We start from the raw sequence: 16,014 nt of genomic DNA, 5'->3' as shown, positions 1-16,014 counted from the left end.
GGGGGAACCGCCGGGGGGAGCGGTCATGACACTTCGCGCATTTATGCACAGGATCGCCTTGCCGGCGATTTCCTTGCTGCTGCTGAGCGGCTGCGACAAGGGAAATCCACTGACAGTGGTCAAGGCGGCCGCCGTAGGTGTGCCCTCTCTCGCGCCGTTCTTCGAGGGGAACAGCGGACTGGGCAAGGACGCTGCGACCGTACGGTCGCAGCCCGTCCAGGGAAGTCTCCAGCAGGGGGACACGCCCGGCCTGTACGGCGGCAGCAAACAACCGACCATCTGTGACGTCGACATCGGCACGGACGGGATACCGGAATATCTGGATCGGCTCACACCGGTTCTGTTGCGTCACGACACTCTCGTCAAGAACCACGACTACAAGAAGGAAAAGGCCGTCCCGTACAACTCCTTGCTCCAGGCGGGAATCGCGATTCTCGTCGATGAACACGGGCTTCCGGCTGTGAAGTGCTCGTGTGGAAATCCACTGCGGCCCTTCGAGAGTGACACCGGCCGGATTTCCGTCCAGTTCGAGGACGGCAACAAGAAGTGGGCGGGATACGAGCGCGATTCGGTGGTGGCCGTGAAGCCCGCGCCGCGGAAACTGGCACGGGTCGCTCTCGTGGACGTCCAGGAACCCGCCCGCGGCATCGACCGTCCGGTCGGCACCACCGGTGAGAGGGACACCGCCTTCAACGCCGAGAAGCGGCGCACGGTGCCGCACCTCGCCGGGAGGAACTTCGCCCAGGCCCGTCTGGAGCTGATCCGCGTCGGGCTGGCGGCCGGGTACGCCGGGCAGGGGGCGCCGCCCGAGGGAGCGAAGGTCACGGCGACCGATCCGCCCGCGGGGACGGAGCTGCCGTTCGGGCGGTACGTGATGCTGTCCGTGGCCGGGGGCGGCACGAGTGGGTTCGACGGGACGAGCGGACCCACGACACCCACGACCACTCCCCCGCCGACGTCCTCCGGGCCGAGGACTCCGCCCACGAGCACACCACCGTCGTCGGGTTCGTCCAGCGGCCGGCCCGGGGCGTCCTCCTCCTCACCACCGCGGTCGTCACCGCCGTCGTCGAGTACGGCTCCCGGCTCGCCGTCGCCCGAGAAGTCGAGCAGGCGGCCGAGCCCACCGCCCTTGACCGGCTCGCCCTCGACCGGCGCCCCGGTCACCAGCAGCGCGCCCCCTCCGCCGCCACCGCCGCCTCCGTCGACGACCAGTGCGCCCGCGACATCGGGGCCGGCCACCAGTCAGTCGGCACCGAGCGGGCCCGCCTCCAGTGAGCCCGCCGATGACGGACCCAGCACCGCCGTCGCCACGTAGCGTCCCGCAGAACCGGGGAGTCACCGGATGCCTTCAGGATCACCGACGTCGGGAGTGGGCCGGGTCATCGCCGGCCGGTATCTGCTGCTGAACCCGCTCGGCAGCGGTGGCATGGGCCATGTGTGGCTCGCCCACGACCAGAGGCTCGCCTGCGAGGTCGCGCTCAAGGAGATCGTGTTCCGGGACCCGCTGGAGGCGGGCGAGCGGGAGGCCCGGGTGGCGCGGGCCCGCGCGGAGGCCCGGCACGCGGCGGGGCTGCGCGGCCACCCGCACGTGGTGACCGTGCACGACGTGCTGGAGCACGAGGGGCTGCCCTGGATCGTCATGGAGTACGTGGCGGACGCGGTGGACCTGCGTGACCTGGTCGACTCCGGGGGACCGCTCGCCCCGGCGGAGTGCGCCCGCGTCGGCCTCGCCGTGCTGGACGCGCTGACCGCGGGGCACCAACGGGGCGTGCTGCACCGGGACGTGAAGCCGGCGAACATCCTGCTGGCGCCGGACCGCGCGGGATCGCCGTACGGACGCGTCCTGCTCACGGACTACGGCATCTCCCTGCAGCCGGACGCCGGGGAGACCCGGTACACGCTGGCGTCGGTGCTGGTGGGCACGGCGGGCTATCTGGCGCCGGAGCGGGCCACGGGCGGCACGCCCACCCCGGCCGCCGACCTGTTCTCACTGGGCTGCACGCTCTACCACGCGGTGGAGGGCGTGGGTCCCTTCGAGCGGGACTCGCATCTGGCCGAGGTGACCGCGGTGGTCATGGAGGAGCCGCGGCCCGCGGTGCGCGCCGGTGCGCTGGGTCCCGTACTGCAGGCGCTGCTCGCGAAGGACCCCGGGCGGCGGCTGTCGGCGGCGCAGGCGGAGGCCGCGCTGTCGCGGATCGTGACACCGCAGCCCGAGCCGTACGTCCGGACGCAGACCGACCTCGGTGCCCAGCCACCCTGGGCGGAGGCGCGGGTGCCGCCGCCCGGGCCGCCTCCGAACGGACACCGGCCGCCTCCGGGCGGCCGCAGGCGACGGGAGCGCTCGCACGCCCTGCGGGCTGTCCTCGCCGGTGGTCTCGGGCTGCTGCTGGCCCTGGGCGGTGTGTGGTACGCCATGGCCGACCGGTCCCCGGACGGCGAGGGCGGTCACCAGGGCTCGCGGCAGCCGTACGGCGAGACGGTCGGGCTGGCGAAGCCGCTGCGGGACAGCGACTGTGTGATCGCCGACTGGCCGGGGTCGAAGCGGTTCCGGGGGGGCACCCCGGCTGCGGCTGGACCCCACCTGCGGCACGGCCCCGGACGGCCAGGTGGTGGCGTTCGCCGCGGCCGACTCGGCCGACGAGGCGCGGCGGACGGGGCCGGCGAAGTGCGAGGAGCGGACGCGGGAGGTGCGGGAGCGGCTCGCGGACGTCCGCAGCCAGGCCGTCGTACCGGCCGACGGGGGGTTCGAGGCCGCGGGACGGCGTACCGCGTGTCTGGTGCTGGGCGGGAACGGGCCGGTGTACGGGCCGATCGGCACCCGTCGCAGGCCGGGCTCGGGGTTCACGGACACGGCGACCATGCAACGGCGGGACTGCCTGGACGTACGCACCAACCGGGACGCCCGGCTGGTCTCCTGCGGGGGCTCCCACGACGAGGAAGTGCTCGGATTCACCCGACTGGCCGTCGACGTCACGCTGTCCGAGGCGCGGACCGAGTCGGACACGGCGTGCGCGCGTGACGTGCCGCCGGCCGACTACGGCTTCGATCCGTCCGTGTACACGGCGGGCTCCTGGACCAGCGAGGGCCCTTGGAAGAACGGCACACATTTCGTCGTCTGCACTGTGCGCAGGCAGAACGGGGGCACCATGGAGGGGGACGAATCCTGAGGAGGGTGTCGCGATGCCCGGTAGCGGTTCCACGGATGGCTCGACCCGGACGATGGGGGTGCTCACCGTCGGCGGTCTCGTGGCGGTGACCGCCTACACGGTGGCGCTCGGCAGCAACGGCTGGCTGTGGTTCGGCTGGGTCGTGCTGGGCCTGATCACCCTCGGCATGGTGGCCACCAGCAGCCCCTGACCTTCAGCCGTCGGTGAGACGGCCCGCCGAGTGCACGCCCGGCTGGTACTTGGGCAGCCGGGCGGTGATCTTCATGCCCGCGCCGACGGCCGTCTCGATGACGAGGCCGTAGGAGTCGCCGTACACCTGGCGGAGCCGGTCGTCGACGTTGGACAGGCCGATGCCGCCCGAGGGGCTGACCTCGCCGGCGAGGATACGGCGGAGCAGGGCCGGGTCCATTCCGGCGCCGTCGTCCTCGATGACGACCAGGGCCTCGGCGCCGGTGTCCTGCGCGGTGATCTGGAGCCGGCACTTGTCGGTCTTGCCCTCCAGGCCGTGCTTGATGGCGTTCTCGACGAGCGGCTGCAGGCACAGGAACGGCAGAGTGACCGGCAGTACCTCCGGGGCGATCTGCAGGGTGACGGAGAGGCGGTCGCCGAAGCGTGCCCTGACGAGCGCCAAGTAGTGGTCGATGGCGTGGAGTTCGTCGGCGAGGGTGGTGAAGTCGCCGTGCCTGCGGAACGAGTAGCGGGTGAAGTCGGCGAATTCGAGGAGCAGTTCGCGGGCGCGCTCGGGGTCGGTGCGGACGAACGAGGCGATCACCGCCAGCGAGTTGAAGATGAAGTGCGGGGAGATCTGGGCCCGAAGTGCCTTGATCTCGGCCTCGATCAGCCGGGTGCGGGACTGGTCCAGGTCCGCCAACTCCAGTTGGACGCTCACCCACCGGGCGACCTCTCCGGCCGCGCGGACCAGGACGGCCGACTCACGGGGCGCGCAGGCGACCAGGGTGCCGTGGACGCGGTCGTCGACGGTGAGCGGGGCGACGACCGCCCAGCGGACCGGGCAGTCGGGTGTGTCGCAGGTGAGCGGGAAGGCCTCACCGCGGCCGGTCTCCAGCGGGCCGGCGAGGCGTTCCATGATCTCGGTGCGGTGGTGGCCGCCCACGCCGTCCCAGACCAGGACCTGTTTCTGGTCGGTGAGGCACAGCGCGTCCGTACCGAGCAGTGAGCGCAGTCTGCGGGCCGACTTGCGGGCGGTCTCCTCCGTGAGGCCCGCCCGGAGCGGGGGCGCGGCCAGGGAGGCGGTGTGCAGGGTCTCGAAGGTGGCGTGTTCGACGGGGGTGCCGAGGCCGCCCAGGTTCTGCGGGCGGGCCGTGCGCCGGCCGAGCCAGAAGCCGGCGGCCAGCAGCGGGAGGATCGCCACGCACAGCCCGGCCAGGAATCCGCTCATGTCTTCACCAGCCTCATGCCTTTGCCTCCGCCCGCAGTTCCTCCGGCAGGTGGAAGCGGGCCAGGATCGCCGCCGTGCCGGCCGGTACCCGGCCCGCGGTTGCCAGGGACACCAGCACCATGGTGAGGAAGCCGAGCGGCACCGACCAGAGCGCGGGCCAGGCGAGCAGGGCGTGCAGCGGGCCGCCGGCCGGGAAGCCGGCCATGGTCGCGGCCACGGCGAGGAAGGCGGAGCCGCCGCCGACCAGCATGCCCGCGGCGGCGCCGGGCGGGGTCAGCCGCCGCCACCAGATGCCGAGCACGAGCAGCGGGCAGAAGGAGGACGCGGAGACGGCGAAGGCGAGCCCGACCGCGTCGGCGACGGGCAGCCCGCCGACCAGGACGCTCGCCGCGAGCGGCACGCACATCGCGAGGACGGTGCCGAGCCGGAAGTGCCGTACGCCGCGTGAGGGCAGGACGTCCTGGGTGAGCACGCCGGCCACCGCCATGGTGAGTCCGGAGGCCGTCGACAGGAACGCGGCGAAGGCGCCGCCCGCCACCAGGGCGCCCAGCAGGTCGCCGCCGAGGCCGCCGATCATCCGCTCGGGAAGCAGCAGGACGGCCGCGTCGGCGTCGCCGGTGAGGGTGAGTTCGGGGGCGTACAGGCGGCCCAGGGCGCCGTAGACCGGGGGCAGAAGGTAGAAGCAGCCGATCAGTCCGAGGACGGCGACCGTGGTGCGGCGGGCGGCGACGCCGTGCGGGCTGGTGTAGAAGCGGACGACGACGTGCGGCAGGCCCATGGTGCCGAGGAAGGTGGCGAGGATCAGTCCGTACGTGGCGTACAGGGGCCGGTCCTCGCGGCCCGCGGCGAGGGAGGTCGACATGCCGTCGCTGGTGCCGCGGTCGGCGGTGGGGACCGTGGTGCCCTTGGCGAAGGTGAGGCGGGTGCCCCGCTCGACGTGGTGGGTGCCGGTGGGGAGTCGGAGCCTCTGGTCGTCATGCGGGCGGCCGTCGACCGTGCCGGTGACCATGACGGTCAGGGGGCTGTCCAGTGTGAGGTCGAGGGTGGAGTCGACGCGGACGACCCGTTGTTCGCGGAAGGCCGCCGGTTCCTCGAAGGCGTGGCTGGGGGCGCCGTCGCCCTGCCAGGCGAGGATGAGGAAGAGGGCGGGGACGAGCAGGGCGGTGAGTTTGAGCCAGTACTGGAAGGCCTGGACGAAGGTGATGCTGCGCATGCCGCCCGCGGCGACGGTGGCGACCACGACGGCCGCGACGATCACTCCGCCGAGCCACTGGGGTGCCCCGGTGAGCACGGTCAACGTCAGCCCGGCGCCCTGGAGTTGGGGTAGCAGGTAGAGCCAGCCGACGCCGACGACGAAGGCGCCCGCGAGCCGTCGTACGGCCTGCGAGGCGAGCCGGGCCTCGGCGAAGTCGGGCAGCGTGTAGGCGCCGGAGCGGCGCAGCGGGGCGGCGACGAACAGGAGCAGGACGAGATAGCCGGCCGTGTAGCCGACCGGGTACCAGAGCATGTCGGGGCCCTGGACGAGGACCAGGCCGGCGATGCCGAGGAAGGACGCGGCGGAGAGGTACTCGCCGCTGATGGCGGCCGCGTTGAGGCGGGGGCCGACGGTGCGGGAGGCGACGTAGAAGTCGGAGGTGGTGCGGGAGATGCGCAGGCCGAAGGCGCCGACGAGGACGGTCGCCACCACCACCAGGGCGACGGCCGGTACCGAGTAGCTGGAGTTCATCGGTCCTCGACCAGGCGCACGAAGTCCCGTTCGTTGCGCTCCGCGCGGCGCACGTACCAGCGGGCCAGCAGGACCATCGGGACGTAGAGGCCGAAGCCGAGGACGGCCCATTCGAGGCGGTGGGCGTCCGGCATCGCCGCGAAGAGCAGCGGGAGCGGGCCGATGAGCAGTCCGAGGAAGGCGAACACCGCGAGGGCGGCGCGCAGTTGGGTGCGCATCAGGGAGCGGACGTAGGTGTGGCCGAGGGTGGTCTGTTCGTCGATCTCGGTGCGCGGCCGGTAGTAGCCGGAGGCCGGGCGGCCGCGGCGTGGCGGCCCGGTGACGACGACCCGGCGCTCCACGGGGTCCTGGGGCATCGCTACGGCCTCCTCATCAGCAGGTCCCGCAGTTCGCGCGTGTGCCGGCGGCTGACCTGGAGTTCCTCGCCGCCGACGAGGACGCTCACCGTGCCCGCGTCCAGGCGGAGTTCGCCGACGTGGCGCAGGGCGACGAGATGGCGGCGGTGGATGCGGACGAAGCCGCGGGAGCGCCAGCGTTCCTCCAGCGTGGACAGCGGGATCCGCACGAGGTGGCTGCCCTTGTCGGTGTGCAGGCGGGCGTAGTCGCCCTGGGCCTCGACGTGGGTGATGTCGTCGACGGCGACGAAGCGGGTCACGCCGCCCAGTTCGACGGGTATGTGGTCGGGGTCGGGTTCGTGCACGGGGATGCGGGGCGCGGCGTCGAGGCGTTCGGCGGCGCGGCGGACGGCTTCGGCGAGGCGTTCCTTGCGGACCGGTTTGAGGACGTAGTCGACGGCCTTGAGGTCGAAGGCCTGGACGGCGAAGTCCTCGTGGGCGGTGACGAAGACGACCAGCGGCGGCTCGGCGAAGCCGGTCAGCAGCCGGGCGAGGTCGAGGCCGTCGAGGCCCGGCATGTTGATGTCGAGGAAGACGACGTCGATCGCCTCGGGCCCGTCCGGCCCGGACTCCAGCGCGCGGTTGATGCGGCGCAGCGCCTCGGTGGCGTCACCGGCCCCTTCCACACTGCCGATCCGGGGGTCGGCGCTCAGCAGGTAGAGCAGTTCCTCCAGCGAGGGGCGTTCGTCGTCGACAGCCAGGGCGCGCAGCATGAACCCGGAGTGTAGGAGTAATTCGTACGACTGGACACGTGCACAGGTGTGGGCGCCGCCGCTGGATACAGTGCCGACATGAACAGCAGGACCGTCGCCTTCGACGAGCTGGACCGGAAGATCATCACCGCGCTGATGGCGAACGCGCGGACGTCCTTCGCGGAGATCGGTTCGGCGATCGGGCTGTCCTCCACGGCGGTGAAGCGGCGCGTGGACCGGCTGCGGGAGACCGGGGTGATCACCGGGTTCACGGCCACGGTGGAGCCGTCGGCGCTGGGCTGGCGTACGGAGGCGTACGTCGAGGTGTACTGCGAGGGCGCGGCCCCGCCGCGGCGGCTCGCGGAGGTGGTGCGCAACCATCCGGAGATCACCGCGGCGATGACGGTGACCGGGGGCGCGGACGCGCTGCTGCACGTGCGGGCGCGGGACGTGGAGCACTTCGAGGAGGTGCTGGAGCGCATCCGGGTGGAGCCGTTCATCCGGAAGACGATCAGTGTGATGGTGTTGTCCCACCTCATCCCGGAAAGCCCCGAGGCGGGGGCGAGCCAGCCTGCGCCGGAGGCGTAGCCGCTAAACGCACCAACCATGCGTTTCACCGGAAGAACACGCAGCGTTCCTGCACAGACACGCAATTCTTGTTGCTTGTCGGGCCTGCCGCCCGTTTTCTACCGTGGTGTCAACCCTCAGTCGACACCGCAGGAAGCGGAGGAACCCCTCTGTGTCCGACCCCCGTGTGCCGCGCCGGCGGCGATTCCTCGTCTGTGAACCCAGACACTTCGCCGTGCAGTACGCGATCAATCCCTGGATGCATCCCGACACCCATGTCGACGTGGACCTCGCGCAGGAGCAGTGGCGGACGTTGATCCGCAGCTACGAGGACCACGGGCACAGCGTCGACGCCGTGGAGCCGGTTGCCGGTCTCCCGGACATGGTCTTCGCGGCGAACTCGGCGGTCGTCGTCGGCGGCCGCGTCTTCGGCTCCCTCTTCCACGCGCCGCAGCGGCGCCCCGAGTCCACGCACTACGACCTGTGGTTCAAGAAGGCGGGCTACGAGGTCCGGCGCCCCGGGTCGGTCTGCGAGGGCGAGGGCGATCTCGTCTGGACGGGCCGGTACGTGCTGGCCGGCACCGGGTTCCGCACGACCCGGGAGGCGCACCGCGAGGTCCAGGAGTTCTTCGGGCACCCGGTGATCAGCCTGACGCTGGTGGACCCGCACTTCTACCACCTGGACACCGCGCTGTTCGTCCTCGACGACTCCGAGGGCGGCAACAACATCGTCTATTACCCGGAGGCCTTTTCGCCGGGCAGTCGCGCGGTACTCGCCCAGCTGTACCCGGACGCGGTGCTCGCGACCCGCGACGACGCGATGGCGTTCGGCCTGAACTCCGTGTCCGACGGCCGGCACGTCTTCATCGCCCCGCAGGCCGAGGCTCTCGCCCTGCGCCTCGACGACCACGGCTATGTCCCCGTCCCCGTCGACCTCTCCGAGCTCCACAAGGCCGGCGGCGGCATCAAGTGCTGCACCCAGGAGATCCGCTCATGACCGCACCCGTAGGCACGCGTTCCTCCGCCGATCTCATCAGCGCCGAGGAACCGGTCCTCGCGCACAACTACCACCCGCTGCCCGTGGTCGTCGCCCGGGCCGAGGGCAGCTGGGTCGAGGACGTGGAGGGCCGCCGCTACCTCGACATGCTGGCCGGGTACTCCGCCCTCAACTTCGGCCACCGCCACCCGGCGCTGATCGAGGCCGCGCACCGGCAGCTGGACCGCCTGACGCTGACCTCCCGGGCTTTCCACAACGACCGCCTCGCCGAGTTCGCGGAGTGCCTGGCCGAGCTGACGGGCCTGGACATGGTGCTGCCGATGAACACCGGCGCGGAGGCGGTGGAGAGCGGCATCAAGGTGGCCCGCAAGTGGGCGTACGAGGTGAAGGGCGTCCCGGCCGACCGGGCGACGATCGTGGTGGCGGCGGAGAACTTCCACGGCCGGACGACGACGATCGTGTCGTTCTCCACCGACGAGACGGCGAGGGCGGGCTTCGGCCCCTTCACCCCGGGCTTCCGGATCGTGCCGTACAACGACCTCGCGGCACTGGAGGAGGCGGTCGACGAGACGACGGCCGCGGTGCTCCTGGAACCCATCCAGGGCGAGGCGGGCGTGGTCATCCCGGACGACGGCTATCTGACCGGCGTCCGCGAGCTCACCCGCCGCAAGGGGTGCCTGTTCATCGCGGACGAGATCCAGTCGGGCCTCGGCCGCACGGGCCGCACCCTCGCCGTCGAGCACGAGGGGGTCGTCCCGGACGTCCTGCTCCTGGGCAAGGCGCTGGGCGGCGGCATCGTCCCGGTCTCCGCGGTGGTCGCCCGCCGGGATGTCCTCGGCGTCCTGCGCCCCGGCGAACACGGCTCGACCTTCGGCGGCAACCCGCTGGCGGCGGCGGTGGGCACGGCGGTGGTCGAGCTCCTGGAGACGGGCGAGTTCCAGCGCCGGGCGGCCGAGCTGGGGGCGGTCCTGCGGGACGGTCTGGCGGACCTGGCCGGCAGGGGGGTCGTCGGCTTCCGCGCCCGGGGTCTGTGGGCCGGCGTGGACATCGACCCGTCCCTCGGCACGGGCCGCGAGGTGAGCAAGCTGCTGATGCACGAGGGCGTCCTGGTCAAGGACACCCACGGCTCGACGATCCGCCTGGCACCCCCGCTGACGATCACGGCGGAGGAACTGCAATCGGCACTGGGAGTGCTGGAAGGGGTACTGAAGCGGTAGGTTCACCCGTTTCTCCCCGGCCGCGCACTCCACCACACCGGGTGAAGATGTGACGAAGAGGTGATAGACCACTCTCAGCGACAGAGAGGTCGGCCGTGGGCGCTCAGGAGGAGCACGACACCGCGCGGCATCGGTTCGACGTGGCCGATGCCGCGCCCCTGCTGCTCGACGCCCACGGCACGGTGACCGGCTGGACCAGGGACGCCGAGCGCCTGCTGGACTACCCCGCCGCCGAGGCCGTGGGACGGAGCGTCGCGGCCCTTCTCGCCCCCGAGGACGCCCGCCGACTGCCGGAGATCACTGAGCGCTGCCGGGCCGACGGCAGCTGGGCGGGGCTGCTGACCGCCCTGCACAAACACGGCCGGCCGGTCCCGGTGATGGTCCGGATCACGGTGGCCGAGAACACCGACAACTCAGACCACTCGGAACGCTGGCTGGTCCTGCTCTCCGAGATGGCACAGGCACCCGGCTGGGACATGAGCCGCCGCGTCCTGGAACAGATGGTCACCCGGTCACCCATCGGCATCGCGGTCGTGGACACGGACCTGCGCTGTGTGTGGTCCAACCCGGCACTGGAGCAGTTCGGCAGCGCCCCGGCCCAGCGGCGCCTCGGGCTGCGGTTCGCGGAGATCCAGCCGGGTCTGGACGCCGAGGCGATAGAGGCGCAGATGCGGCGCGTGCTGGAGACCGGTGAGCCGATCGTGGAGTACGAGCACGTCGGCCGGGTGCGCTCCGCCCCGCACCGCGAGACCGCGCACACGATGTCGTTCACCCGGATCGACGACGACCGGGGTCACCCGATGGGCGTCTACTACACGGTCGTCGACATCACCGAGCGGCACCGGGCCCGGCAGCGCCTCGCCCTGCTCGACCGGGCCGGCGAGTACATCGGCCGCAGCCTGGACATCCGGCGCACCGCGCAGGAGCTGGCCGACGTGGCCGTACCGGCGCTCGCCGACTACCTCACCGTGGACCTGCTGGAGTCGGTGCTGCGGGGAGCGGAACCCACCGCGGACGTGACACTGCTGCGGGCCGGGCAGCAGTCGGTGAACGAGGGCGTCCCCGAGGCCGTCGTCGAGATCGGCGAGGTGGCCGCCTACCGGCCCGGGTCGCCCCCGCTGCGGTGTCTGGTCGAGGGCACGCCCTGGCGGGAGGAGCGACTGGACCCGCTGGCCGCGGAGTGGGCGACCGACATACCGGGCGACCGCCGGGCGACCTTCCTGGAGCTGGGCCTGCACAGCGTGCTGGTCGTGCCGATCCGCGCGCGGGGCGTCACCCTGGGCGTCGCCACCTTCTTCCGCAGGCGCCGCCAGGAACCCTTCGACGAGGACGATCTGAACCTCGCCGAGGACCTCGTCTCCAGGGCCGCCGTCTGCGTGGACAACGCCTGGCGCTACACACGGGAACGCGAGGCGGCGCTCGTCCTGCAGCGCAGTCTGCTCCCCCACCGGCTGCCCGAGCAGGACGCCGTGGAGGTGACCGCCTGCTACCGGCCCGCCGACGAGCTGACCGGCCTCGGCGGGGACTGGTACGACCTCATCCCGCTCTCCGGCGCCCGGGTCGCCCTGGTGGTCGGCGAGGCGCCCGGGCACGGCATCGGCGCCGCCGCGGCCATGGGCCGGCTGCGGACCGCCGTACGGACGCTGGCGGCGCTGGATCTGCCGCCCGAGGAGGTGCTGGGCCATCTGGACGACCTGGTCGCCCGGGCGGCGCGCGAGGAGGGGGCGGGGCCGGAGACGGAGGACACCGACAGCGCCCGGGGCTCCGGGTGCGTGTACGTCATCTACGACCCGGTCGACGGGCAGTGCACGATGGCCGCAGCCGGCCATCCCGGGCCCGCCGTGATCCTGCCCGACGGCACGGTCGCCTTCGTGGACCTGCCGCAGGGGCCCTCGCTCGGCGTCGGCGGTCCGCCCTTCGAGTCGGTCGAGGTGGCCCTGGCCGAGGGCAGCACCCTGGCGCTGCACACCGACGGGCTGCTCGCCCGCGGCGAGGAGTGGGCCGTGGACGCGGGCCGCAACCGGCTGCGCCAGGCCCTGGAGAGGCCCGCGCCCTCGCTCGACCTGCGCTGCCGCTCCGTCGTCGACGCCCTGGCCCCGGACCGGCCGCACGACGACGTGGCCCTGCTCATGGCCCGCACCCGGCTGCTGGGCCCCGACCAGGTCGCGGACTGGGACGTGCCCGTCGACCCGGCCCGGGTCGCCGAGGCCCGCAAGACGGCGTCCCGGCAGCTGACGGAGTGGGGCCTGGAGGAGTTGGCCTTCACCACGGAGCTGGTCGTCAGCGAACTCGTCACCAACGCCATTCGGTACGCCGTCGGCCCGATCCGGCTCCGGCTGATCCGTGAGCGGTCCCTGATCTGCGAGGTGTTCGACAGCGGGGACACTGCGCCCCATCTGCGCCATCCGCGCACCACCGACGAGGGCGGCCGGGGACTGCTGCTGGTCTCCCAGTTCGCCCGGCGCTGGGGCACCCGGTTCGTACCCGACGGAAAGATCATCTGGGCCGAGCAGTCCCTCGCGGATCCGCCGGACTGACCGCCGGACCACCCATACCGTGGGAAAATAGGGCAGTCCCGGCAGGGAGGCGGCAGCCATGAGCGACATACCCAGCGACACCGACTCCATCGACTACCCAGCCGTGTTCCAGGCCCTGCCCGGCATGGTCGCGCTGCTCACGCCCGACCTGGTGTACGCGGACGTCAACGAGGAGTTCCTGCGCATGACCGGGCGTCGGCGCGAACAGGTCGTGGGCCACTATCTCTTCGACGTCTTCCCGGACAACCCGAACGAACCCGCGTCGACCGGCATGCACAATCTGGCCACCTCCCTGCGCCGGGTGCTGGAGACCGGGGAGCGCGACTCCATGGCCCTGCAGCGCTACGACGTCGAGGCGCCGGGCCGGCCGGGGGCGTGGGAGGAGCGCTACTGGAGCCCCTGCAACGCGCCGCTGCTCGACACGGACGGCAAGGTCCGGCTGCTCGTGCACCGGGTCGAGGAGGTCACCGAGCTGATCCGGGCCCGCGGCGGCCCGAGCACCAGCCAGGACAGCGTCCTGGAGGCCGAGCTCTACACCCGCGCCCGTGAGCTCCAGGAGGTCAACGACCGCTTGCGGCAGGCCCACGCCCGTGACCGCGAGGTCGCCCTCGCCCTCCAGGACGCCATGCTGCCCACGGGCAGGCAGACCCTGCACCACCGGGCCGCCGTGCGCTACCGGCCGGCGGTCGGCGCGCTGCACGTGTGCGGGGACTGGTACGACCTGGTCGACCTGGTGGGCGGGCACCGCGTCGGTGTCTCGGTCGGTGACGTGGTGGGCCACGGTCTCGCGGCCGCCGGGGTGATGGGCCAGTTGCGCAGCGCCCTGAGCGCCGCCTCCCGGGTCGCCGCGGGGCCCGGTCAGGCCCTGGACGTGCTGGGCCGGTACGCCCATGTCGTCGACGGTGCCGAGTCGGCCACGGCGGTCACCACCTTCATCGACCTCGACCACCGCACCATCACCTACAGCAGCGCGGGGCACCCGCCGCCGATGCTGGTGCACCCCGACGGCCGGGTGGAGTACCTGGACAGGGCGACCGACCCGCCGCTCGACGCCCGCCCCGACCCGATGCCCCGGCCGCAGGCCGCGACCACCTTCACCAGCGGCGCCACCCTCGCGCTGTACACCGACGGCCTGGTGGAGCGGCGCCGCGAGGACATCGACACGGGGCTCGCCCGGCTCGCCGACTCCCTCGCCCGGCACCGCGAGGACGACCCCGAGACCCTCGCCGACGCGGTCCTGCTGGAGCTGCTCCCGCCCGGCGGCGCCACGGACGACACGGCGTTGGTGATCGTACGGCTGTGAACAGGCCAAGGTCCGGTGAGACCTCTCCTCGTGCTGTTCCGGGCGTCGCCGCCTGCGCCTACACTGACAGCCCCGCCTCACGCCGGTTGACCAGCCAGAACGCGGAGTTGAGCCGTCCGCCCGACCGAGGAGCGCCCCCTCTTGTTCTACTACCTGCTCAAATACGTGCTGTTGGGGCCGTTGCTGAGACTGGTCTTCCGGCCCCGAATAGAGGGCCTGGAGCACATCCCGGAGTCGGGTGCGGCCATCGTCGCCGGGAACCACCTGTCCTTCTCCGACCACTTCCTGATGCCCGCGGTGCTCAAGCGGCGCATCACCTTCCTGGCGAAGGCCGAGTACTTCACCGGCCCCGGCATCAAGGGCCGGCTGACCGCCTTCTTCTTCCGCAGCGCCGGGCAGATCCCTGTCGACCGCTCCGGCAAGGAAGCGGGTCAGGCCGCCATCCGCGAGGGGCTCGGCGTGCTGAGCAAGGACGAACTGCTCGGCATCTACCCGGAGGGCACCCGCTCCCACGACGGCCGTCTCTACAAGGGCAAGGTCGGCGTCGCGGTGATGGCGCTCAGGGCGCAGGTTCCGGTCATCCCCTGCGCGATGATCGGCACCTTCGAGGCCCAGCCGCCCGGCAAGGTCATCCCCAACATCCATCCCGTGGTGATCCGCTTCGGCAAGCCGCTGGACTTCTCCCGCTACGCCGGGATGGAGAACGAGAAGGCGATCCTGCGGGCCATCACCGACGAGATCATGTACGCCATCCTGAAACTGTCCGGCCAGGAGTACGTCGACCAGTACGCGGCCGTGGTGAAGGCCGAGGAGACCGCCGCGGCCAAGGAGCGCAAGTTCCCGCGGTTGCCGTTGGGTTGAGGTCTGCCGTCGGCAGAATCCCCTGGATGACGCGGGGGTGGGCGCCGTACGGTCGCCGCATGACACGACGTGCTGTGGTGGTCGGAGCGACGGGACAGATCGGGCGGGCGGCCGTGGGCGCGCTGGCCCGGGGCGGCTGGGAGGTGACGGCCGTCTCCCGGGGCGGCGGACGGGACGAGAGCTGGCCCGCCGAGGTGCGTACCGCGCGGGCCGACCGGGCCGACGAGGCCGCGCTGGCCGCCGCGGTGGGCGAGGGCTGCGAGGTCCTGGTGGACATGGTCGCCTACGGCCCCGCGCACGCACGGCAGTTGGTGTCGCTGGCCGGCCGTGTGGGCTCGGCCGTGGTGATCTCCAGCGTGTCGGTGTACGAGGACGACAAGGGCCGGGGCTTCGACACCCAGGAGGAGCCGGACGGCTTCCCGGAGTATCCGGTGCCCCTGACCGAGGACCAGCGGACCGTCACGCCGGGCGACACCTCGTACAGCACCCGCAAGGCGGGGCTCGAGCGTGAACTCCTCGCGGCCGGGGAGCGGTTGCCCACCACGCTGCTGCGGGCCGGCGCGATCCACGGACCGCACTGCCGGACACCGCGCGAGCTCTACTTCGTCAAACGCAACCTGGACGGCCGGACCCGGCGCGTCCTGCCCTTCGGCGGGAAGAGCCGCTTCCATACCGCGAGCGTCCACAACATCGCGGAGCTGATCCGGCTCGCGGCCGAGAAGCCGGGCACCCGGGCCCTGAACGCCGTCGATCCGGAAGCCCCCACGGTCGCGGAGATCGCCGCCGCGATCGACACCGTCATGGGCGTGGAGACCCGGACGGTCCCGCTGGACGGGCCGCCGCCGTCGTCGGCCGTGGGCGAGACCCCGTGGTCGGTGCCGGTCCCGGTCGTCTGCGACATGTCCGCCGCGGAACGGGAGTTGGGCTACCGGGCCGTGGTGCGGTACGCGGACCGGCTGCCGGAGACCGTCGCCTGGATCGAGGCGCACCTGGCCGGGCGGGACTGGCGGGAGGCGTACCCGAAGATGTTCCAGACCTACGGCGACCTGTTCGACTACGCGGCGGAGGACGCGTATCTCGACTCGCTCGGCGCATGAGAAAAGGCGCATGAGAAAAGGCGCATGAGACAAGGCGGCCGGTGGCTTCCGGCCGC

General features: G+C 72.2%; 13 protein-coding genes and 1 pseudogene. 10 read left to right on the top strand and 4 right to left on the bottom strand.

From position 1 onward, the window contains the following. Positions 1–58: 58 nt before the first annotated feature. The 3 genes and pseudogenes from ACZ39I_RS17415 (at position 59) to ACZ39I_RS17405 (ending at position 3,357) form a co-directional block, all read left to right on the top strand. Complete coding sequence (locus tag ACZ39I_RS17415) at positions 59–1,315, top strand: DUF6777 domain-containing protein (RefSeq protein WP_467245235.1); 1,257 nt, start codon at positions 59–61, stop codon at positions 1,313–1,315. Positions 1,316–1,342: 27 nt separating this feature from the next. Next, positions 1,343–3,167, top strand: a pseudogene (locus ACZ39I_RS17410) (serine/threonine-protein kinase). 13 nt (positions 3,168–3,180) lie between these two features. Next, positions 3,181–3,357: a hypothetical protein gene (locus ACZ39I_RS17405; protein ID WP_467245234.1), complete on the top strand. Its 177-nt coding sequence runs from the start codon at positions 3,181–3,183 to the stop codon at positions 3,355–3,357. Positions 3,358–3,360: 3 nt separating this feature from the next. Here the strand turns inward: ACZ39I_RS17405 and ACZ39I_RS17400 are convergent, their stop codons facing one another. From ACZ39I_RS17400 to ACZ39I_RS17385, 4 genes are read right to left on the bottom strand one after another with little or no spacing between them, the layout of a single operon-like run. Then, the gene (locus ACZ39I_RS17400; RefSeq protein ID WP_467245233.1) at positions 3,361–4,566 is read right to left on the bottom strand and encodes a sensor histidine kinase; all 1,206 of its coding nucleotides are present in this window, start codon (positions 4,564–4,566) and stop codon (positions 3,361–3,363) included. A gap of 13 nt (positions 4,567–4,579) precedes the next feature. After that, a complete protein-coding gene (locus tag ACZ39I_RS17395; RefSeq protein ID WP_467245232.1) occupies positions 4,580–6,292 on the bottom strand; it encodes a sodium/solute symporter in 1,713 nt (570 codons plus the stop codon). Next, positions 6,289–6,648, bottom strand: a complete 360-nt coding sequence (locus ACZ39I_RS17390; protein ID WP_352386947.1) for a hypothetical protein — start codon at positions 6,646–6,648, stop codon at positions 6,289–6,291. Before ACZ39I_RS17390 ends, ACZ39I_RS17395 begins: the two co-directional genes overlap by 4 nt. A gap of 2 nt (positions 6,649–6,650) precedes the next feature. Continuing rightward, positions 6,651–7,400, bottom strand: a complete 750-nt coding sequence (locus ACZ39I_RS17385) for a LytR/AlgR family response regulator transcription factor (protein ID WP_467245231.1) — start codon at positions 7,398–7,400, stop codon at positions 6,651–6,653. 78 nt (positions 7,401–7,478) lie between these two features. On the opposite strand from ACZ39I_RS17385, the gene ACZ39I_RS17380 reads away from it, so the two are divergent. The 7 genes from ACZ39I_RS17380 (at position 7,479) to ACZ39I_RS17350 (ending at position 15,958) form a co-directional block, all read left to right on the top strand. After that, positions 7,479–7,967 carry an Lrp/AsnC family transcriptional regulator gene (locus ACZ39I_RS17380; RefSeq protein WP_393600924.1) on the top strand — a complete coding sequence of 163 codons (489 nt, stop codon included), beginning with the start codon at positions 7,479–7,481 and terminating at the stop codon, positions 7,965–7,967. A 151-nt stretch (positions 7,968–8,118) separates the two neighbouring features. Continuing rightward, positions 8,119–8,943 carry a dimethylargininase gene (gene ddaH, locus ACZ39I_RS17375; RefSeq protein ID WP_467245230.1) on the top strand — a complete coding sequence of 275 codons (825 nt, stop codon included), beginning with the start codon at positions 8,119–8,121 and terminating at the stop codon, positions 8,941–8,943. Continuing rightward, positions 8,940–10,160, top strand: coding sequence for an ornithine--oxo-acid transaminase (gene rocD, locus ACZ39I_RS17370; protein ID WP_467245229.1), 1,221 nt, complete (start codon positions 8,940–8,942; stop codon positions 10,158–10,160). The genes ddaH and rocD overlap by 4 nt, the downstream gene beginning before the upstream one ends. A 95-nt stretch (positions 10,161–10,255) precedes the next feature. After that, entirely contained in the window at positions 10,256–12,697 is a 2,442-nt protein-coding gene (locus tag ACZ39I_RS17365; RefSeq protein ID WP_467245228.1) for a SpoIIE family protein phosphatase, read from the top strand. 58 nt (positions 12,698–12,755) lie between these two features. Then, a complete protein-coding gene (locus tag ACZ39I_RS17360) occupies positions 12,756–14,000 on the top strand; it encodes a PP2C family protein-serine/threonine phosphatase (protein ID WP_467245227.1) in 1,245 nt (414 codons plus the stop codon). Positions 14,001–14,141: 141 nt separating this feature from the next. Next, the gene (locus ACZ39I_RS17355) at positions 14,142–14,861 is read left to right on the top strand and encodes a lysophospholipid acyltransferase family protein (protein WP_467245226.1); all 720 of its coding nucleotides are present in this window, start codon (positions 14,142–14,144) and stop codon (positions 14,859–14,861) included. Between the two features lie 74 nt (positions 14,862–14,935). Beyond that, a complete protein-coding gene (locus tag ACZ39I_RS17350; RefSeq protein ID WP_467245689.1) occupies positions 14,936–15,958 on the top strand; it encodes an NAD-dependent epimerase/dehydratase family protein in 1,023 nt (340 codons plus the stop codon). Positions 15,959–16,014: the final 56 nt, after the last annotated feature.

The organism is Streptomyces sp. NPDC024687, assembly GCF_055559055.1.
This window is presented reverse-complemented; position numbering and strand designations above follow the sequence as displayed.

Excerpts from the sequence above, each read along its gene's own strand:
- ACZ39I_RS17405 (WP_467245234.1), top strand. The coding sequence starts at position 3,181 with ATGCCCGGTAGCGGTTCCACGGATGGCTCGACCCGGACGATGGGGGTG.
- ACZ39I_RS17400 (WP_467245233.1), bottom strand. The coding sequence starts at position 4,566 with ATGAGCGGATTCCTGGCCGGGCTGTGCGTGGCGATCCTCCCGCTGCTG.
- ACZ39I_RS17395 (WP_467245232.1), bottom strand. The coding sequence starts at position 6,292 with ATGAACTCCAGCTACTCGGTACCGGCCGTCGCCCTGGTGGTGGTGGCG.
- ACZ39I_RS17390 (WP_352386947.1), bottom strand. The coding sequence starts at position 6,648 with ATGCCCCAGGACCCCGTGGAGCGCCGGGTCGTCGTCACCGGGCCGCCA.
- ACZ39I_RS17385 (WP_467245231.1), bottom strand. The coding sequence starts at position 7,400 with ATGCTGCGCGCCCTGGCTGTCGACGACGAACGCCCCTCGCTGGAGGAA.
- ACZ39I_RS17380 (WP_393600924.1), top strand. The coding sequence starts at position 7,479 with ATGAACAGCAGGACCGTCGCCTTCGACGAGCTGGACCGGAAGATCATC.
- rocD (WP_467245229.1), top strand. The coding sequence starts at position 8,940 with ATGACCGCACCCGTAGGCACGCGTTCCTCCGCCGATCTCATCAGCGCC.
- ACZ39I_RS17360 (WP_467245227.1), top strand. The coding sequence starts at position 12,756 with ATGAGCGACATACCCAGCGACACCGACTCCATCGACTACCCAGCCGTG.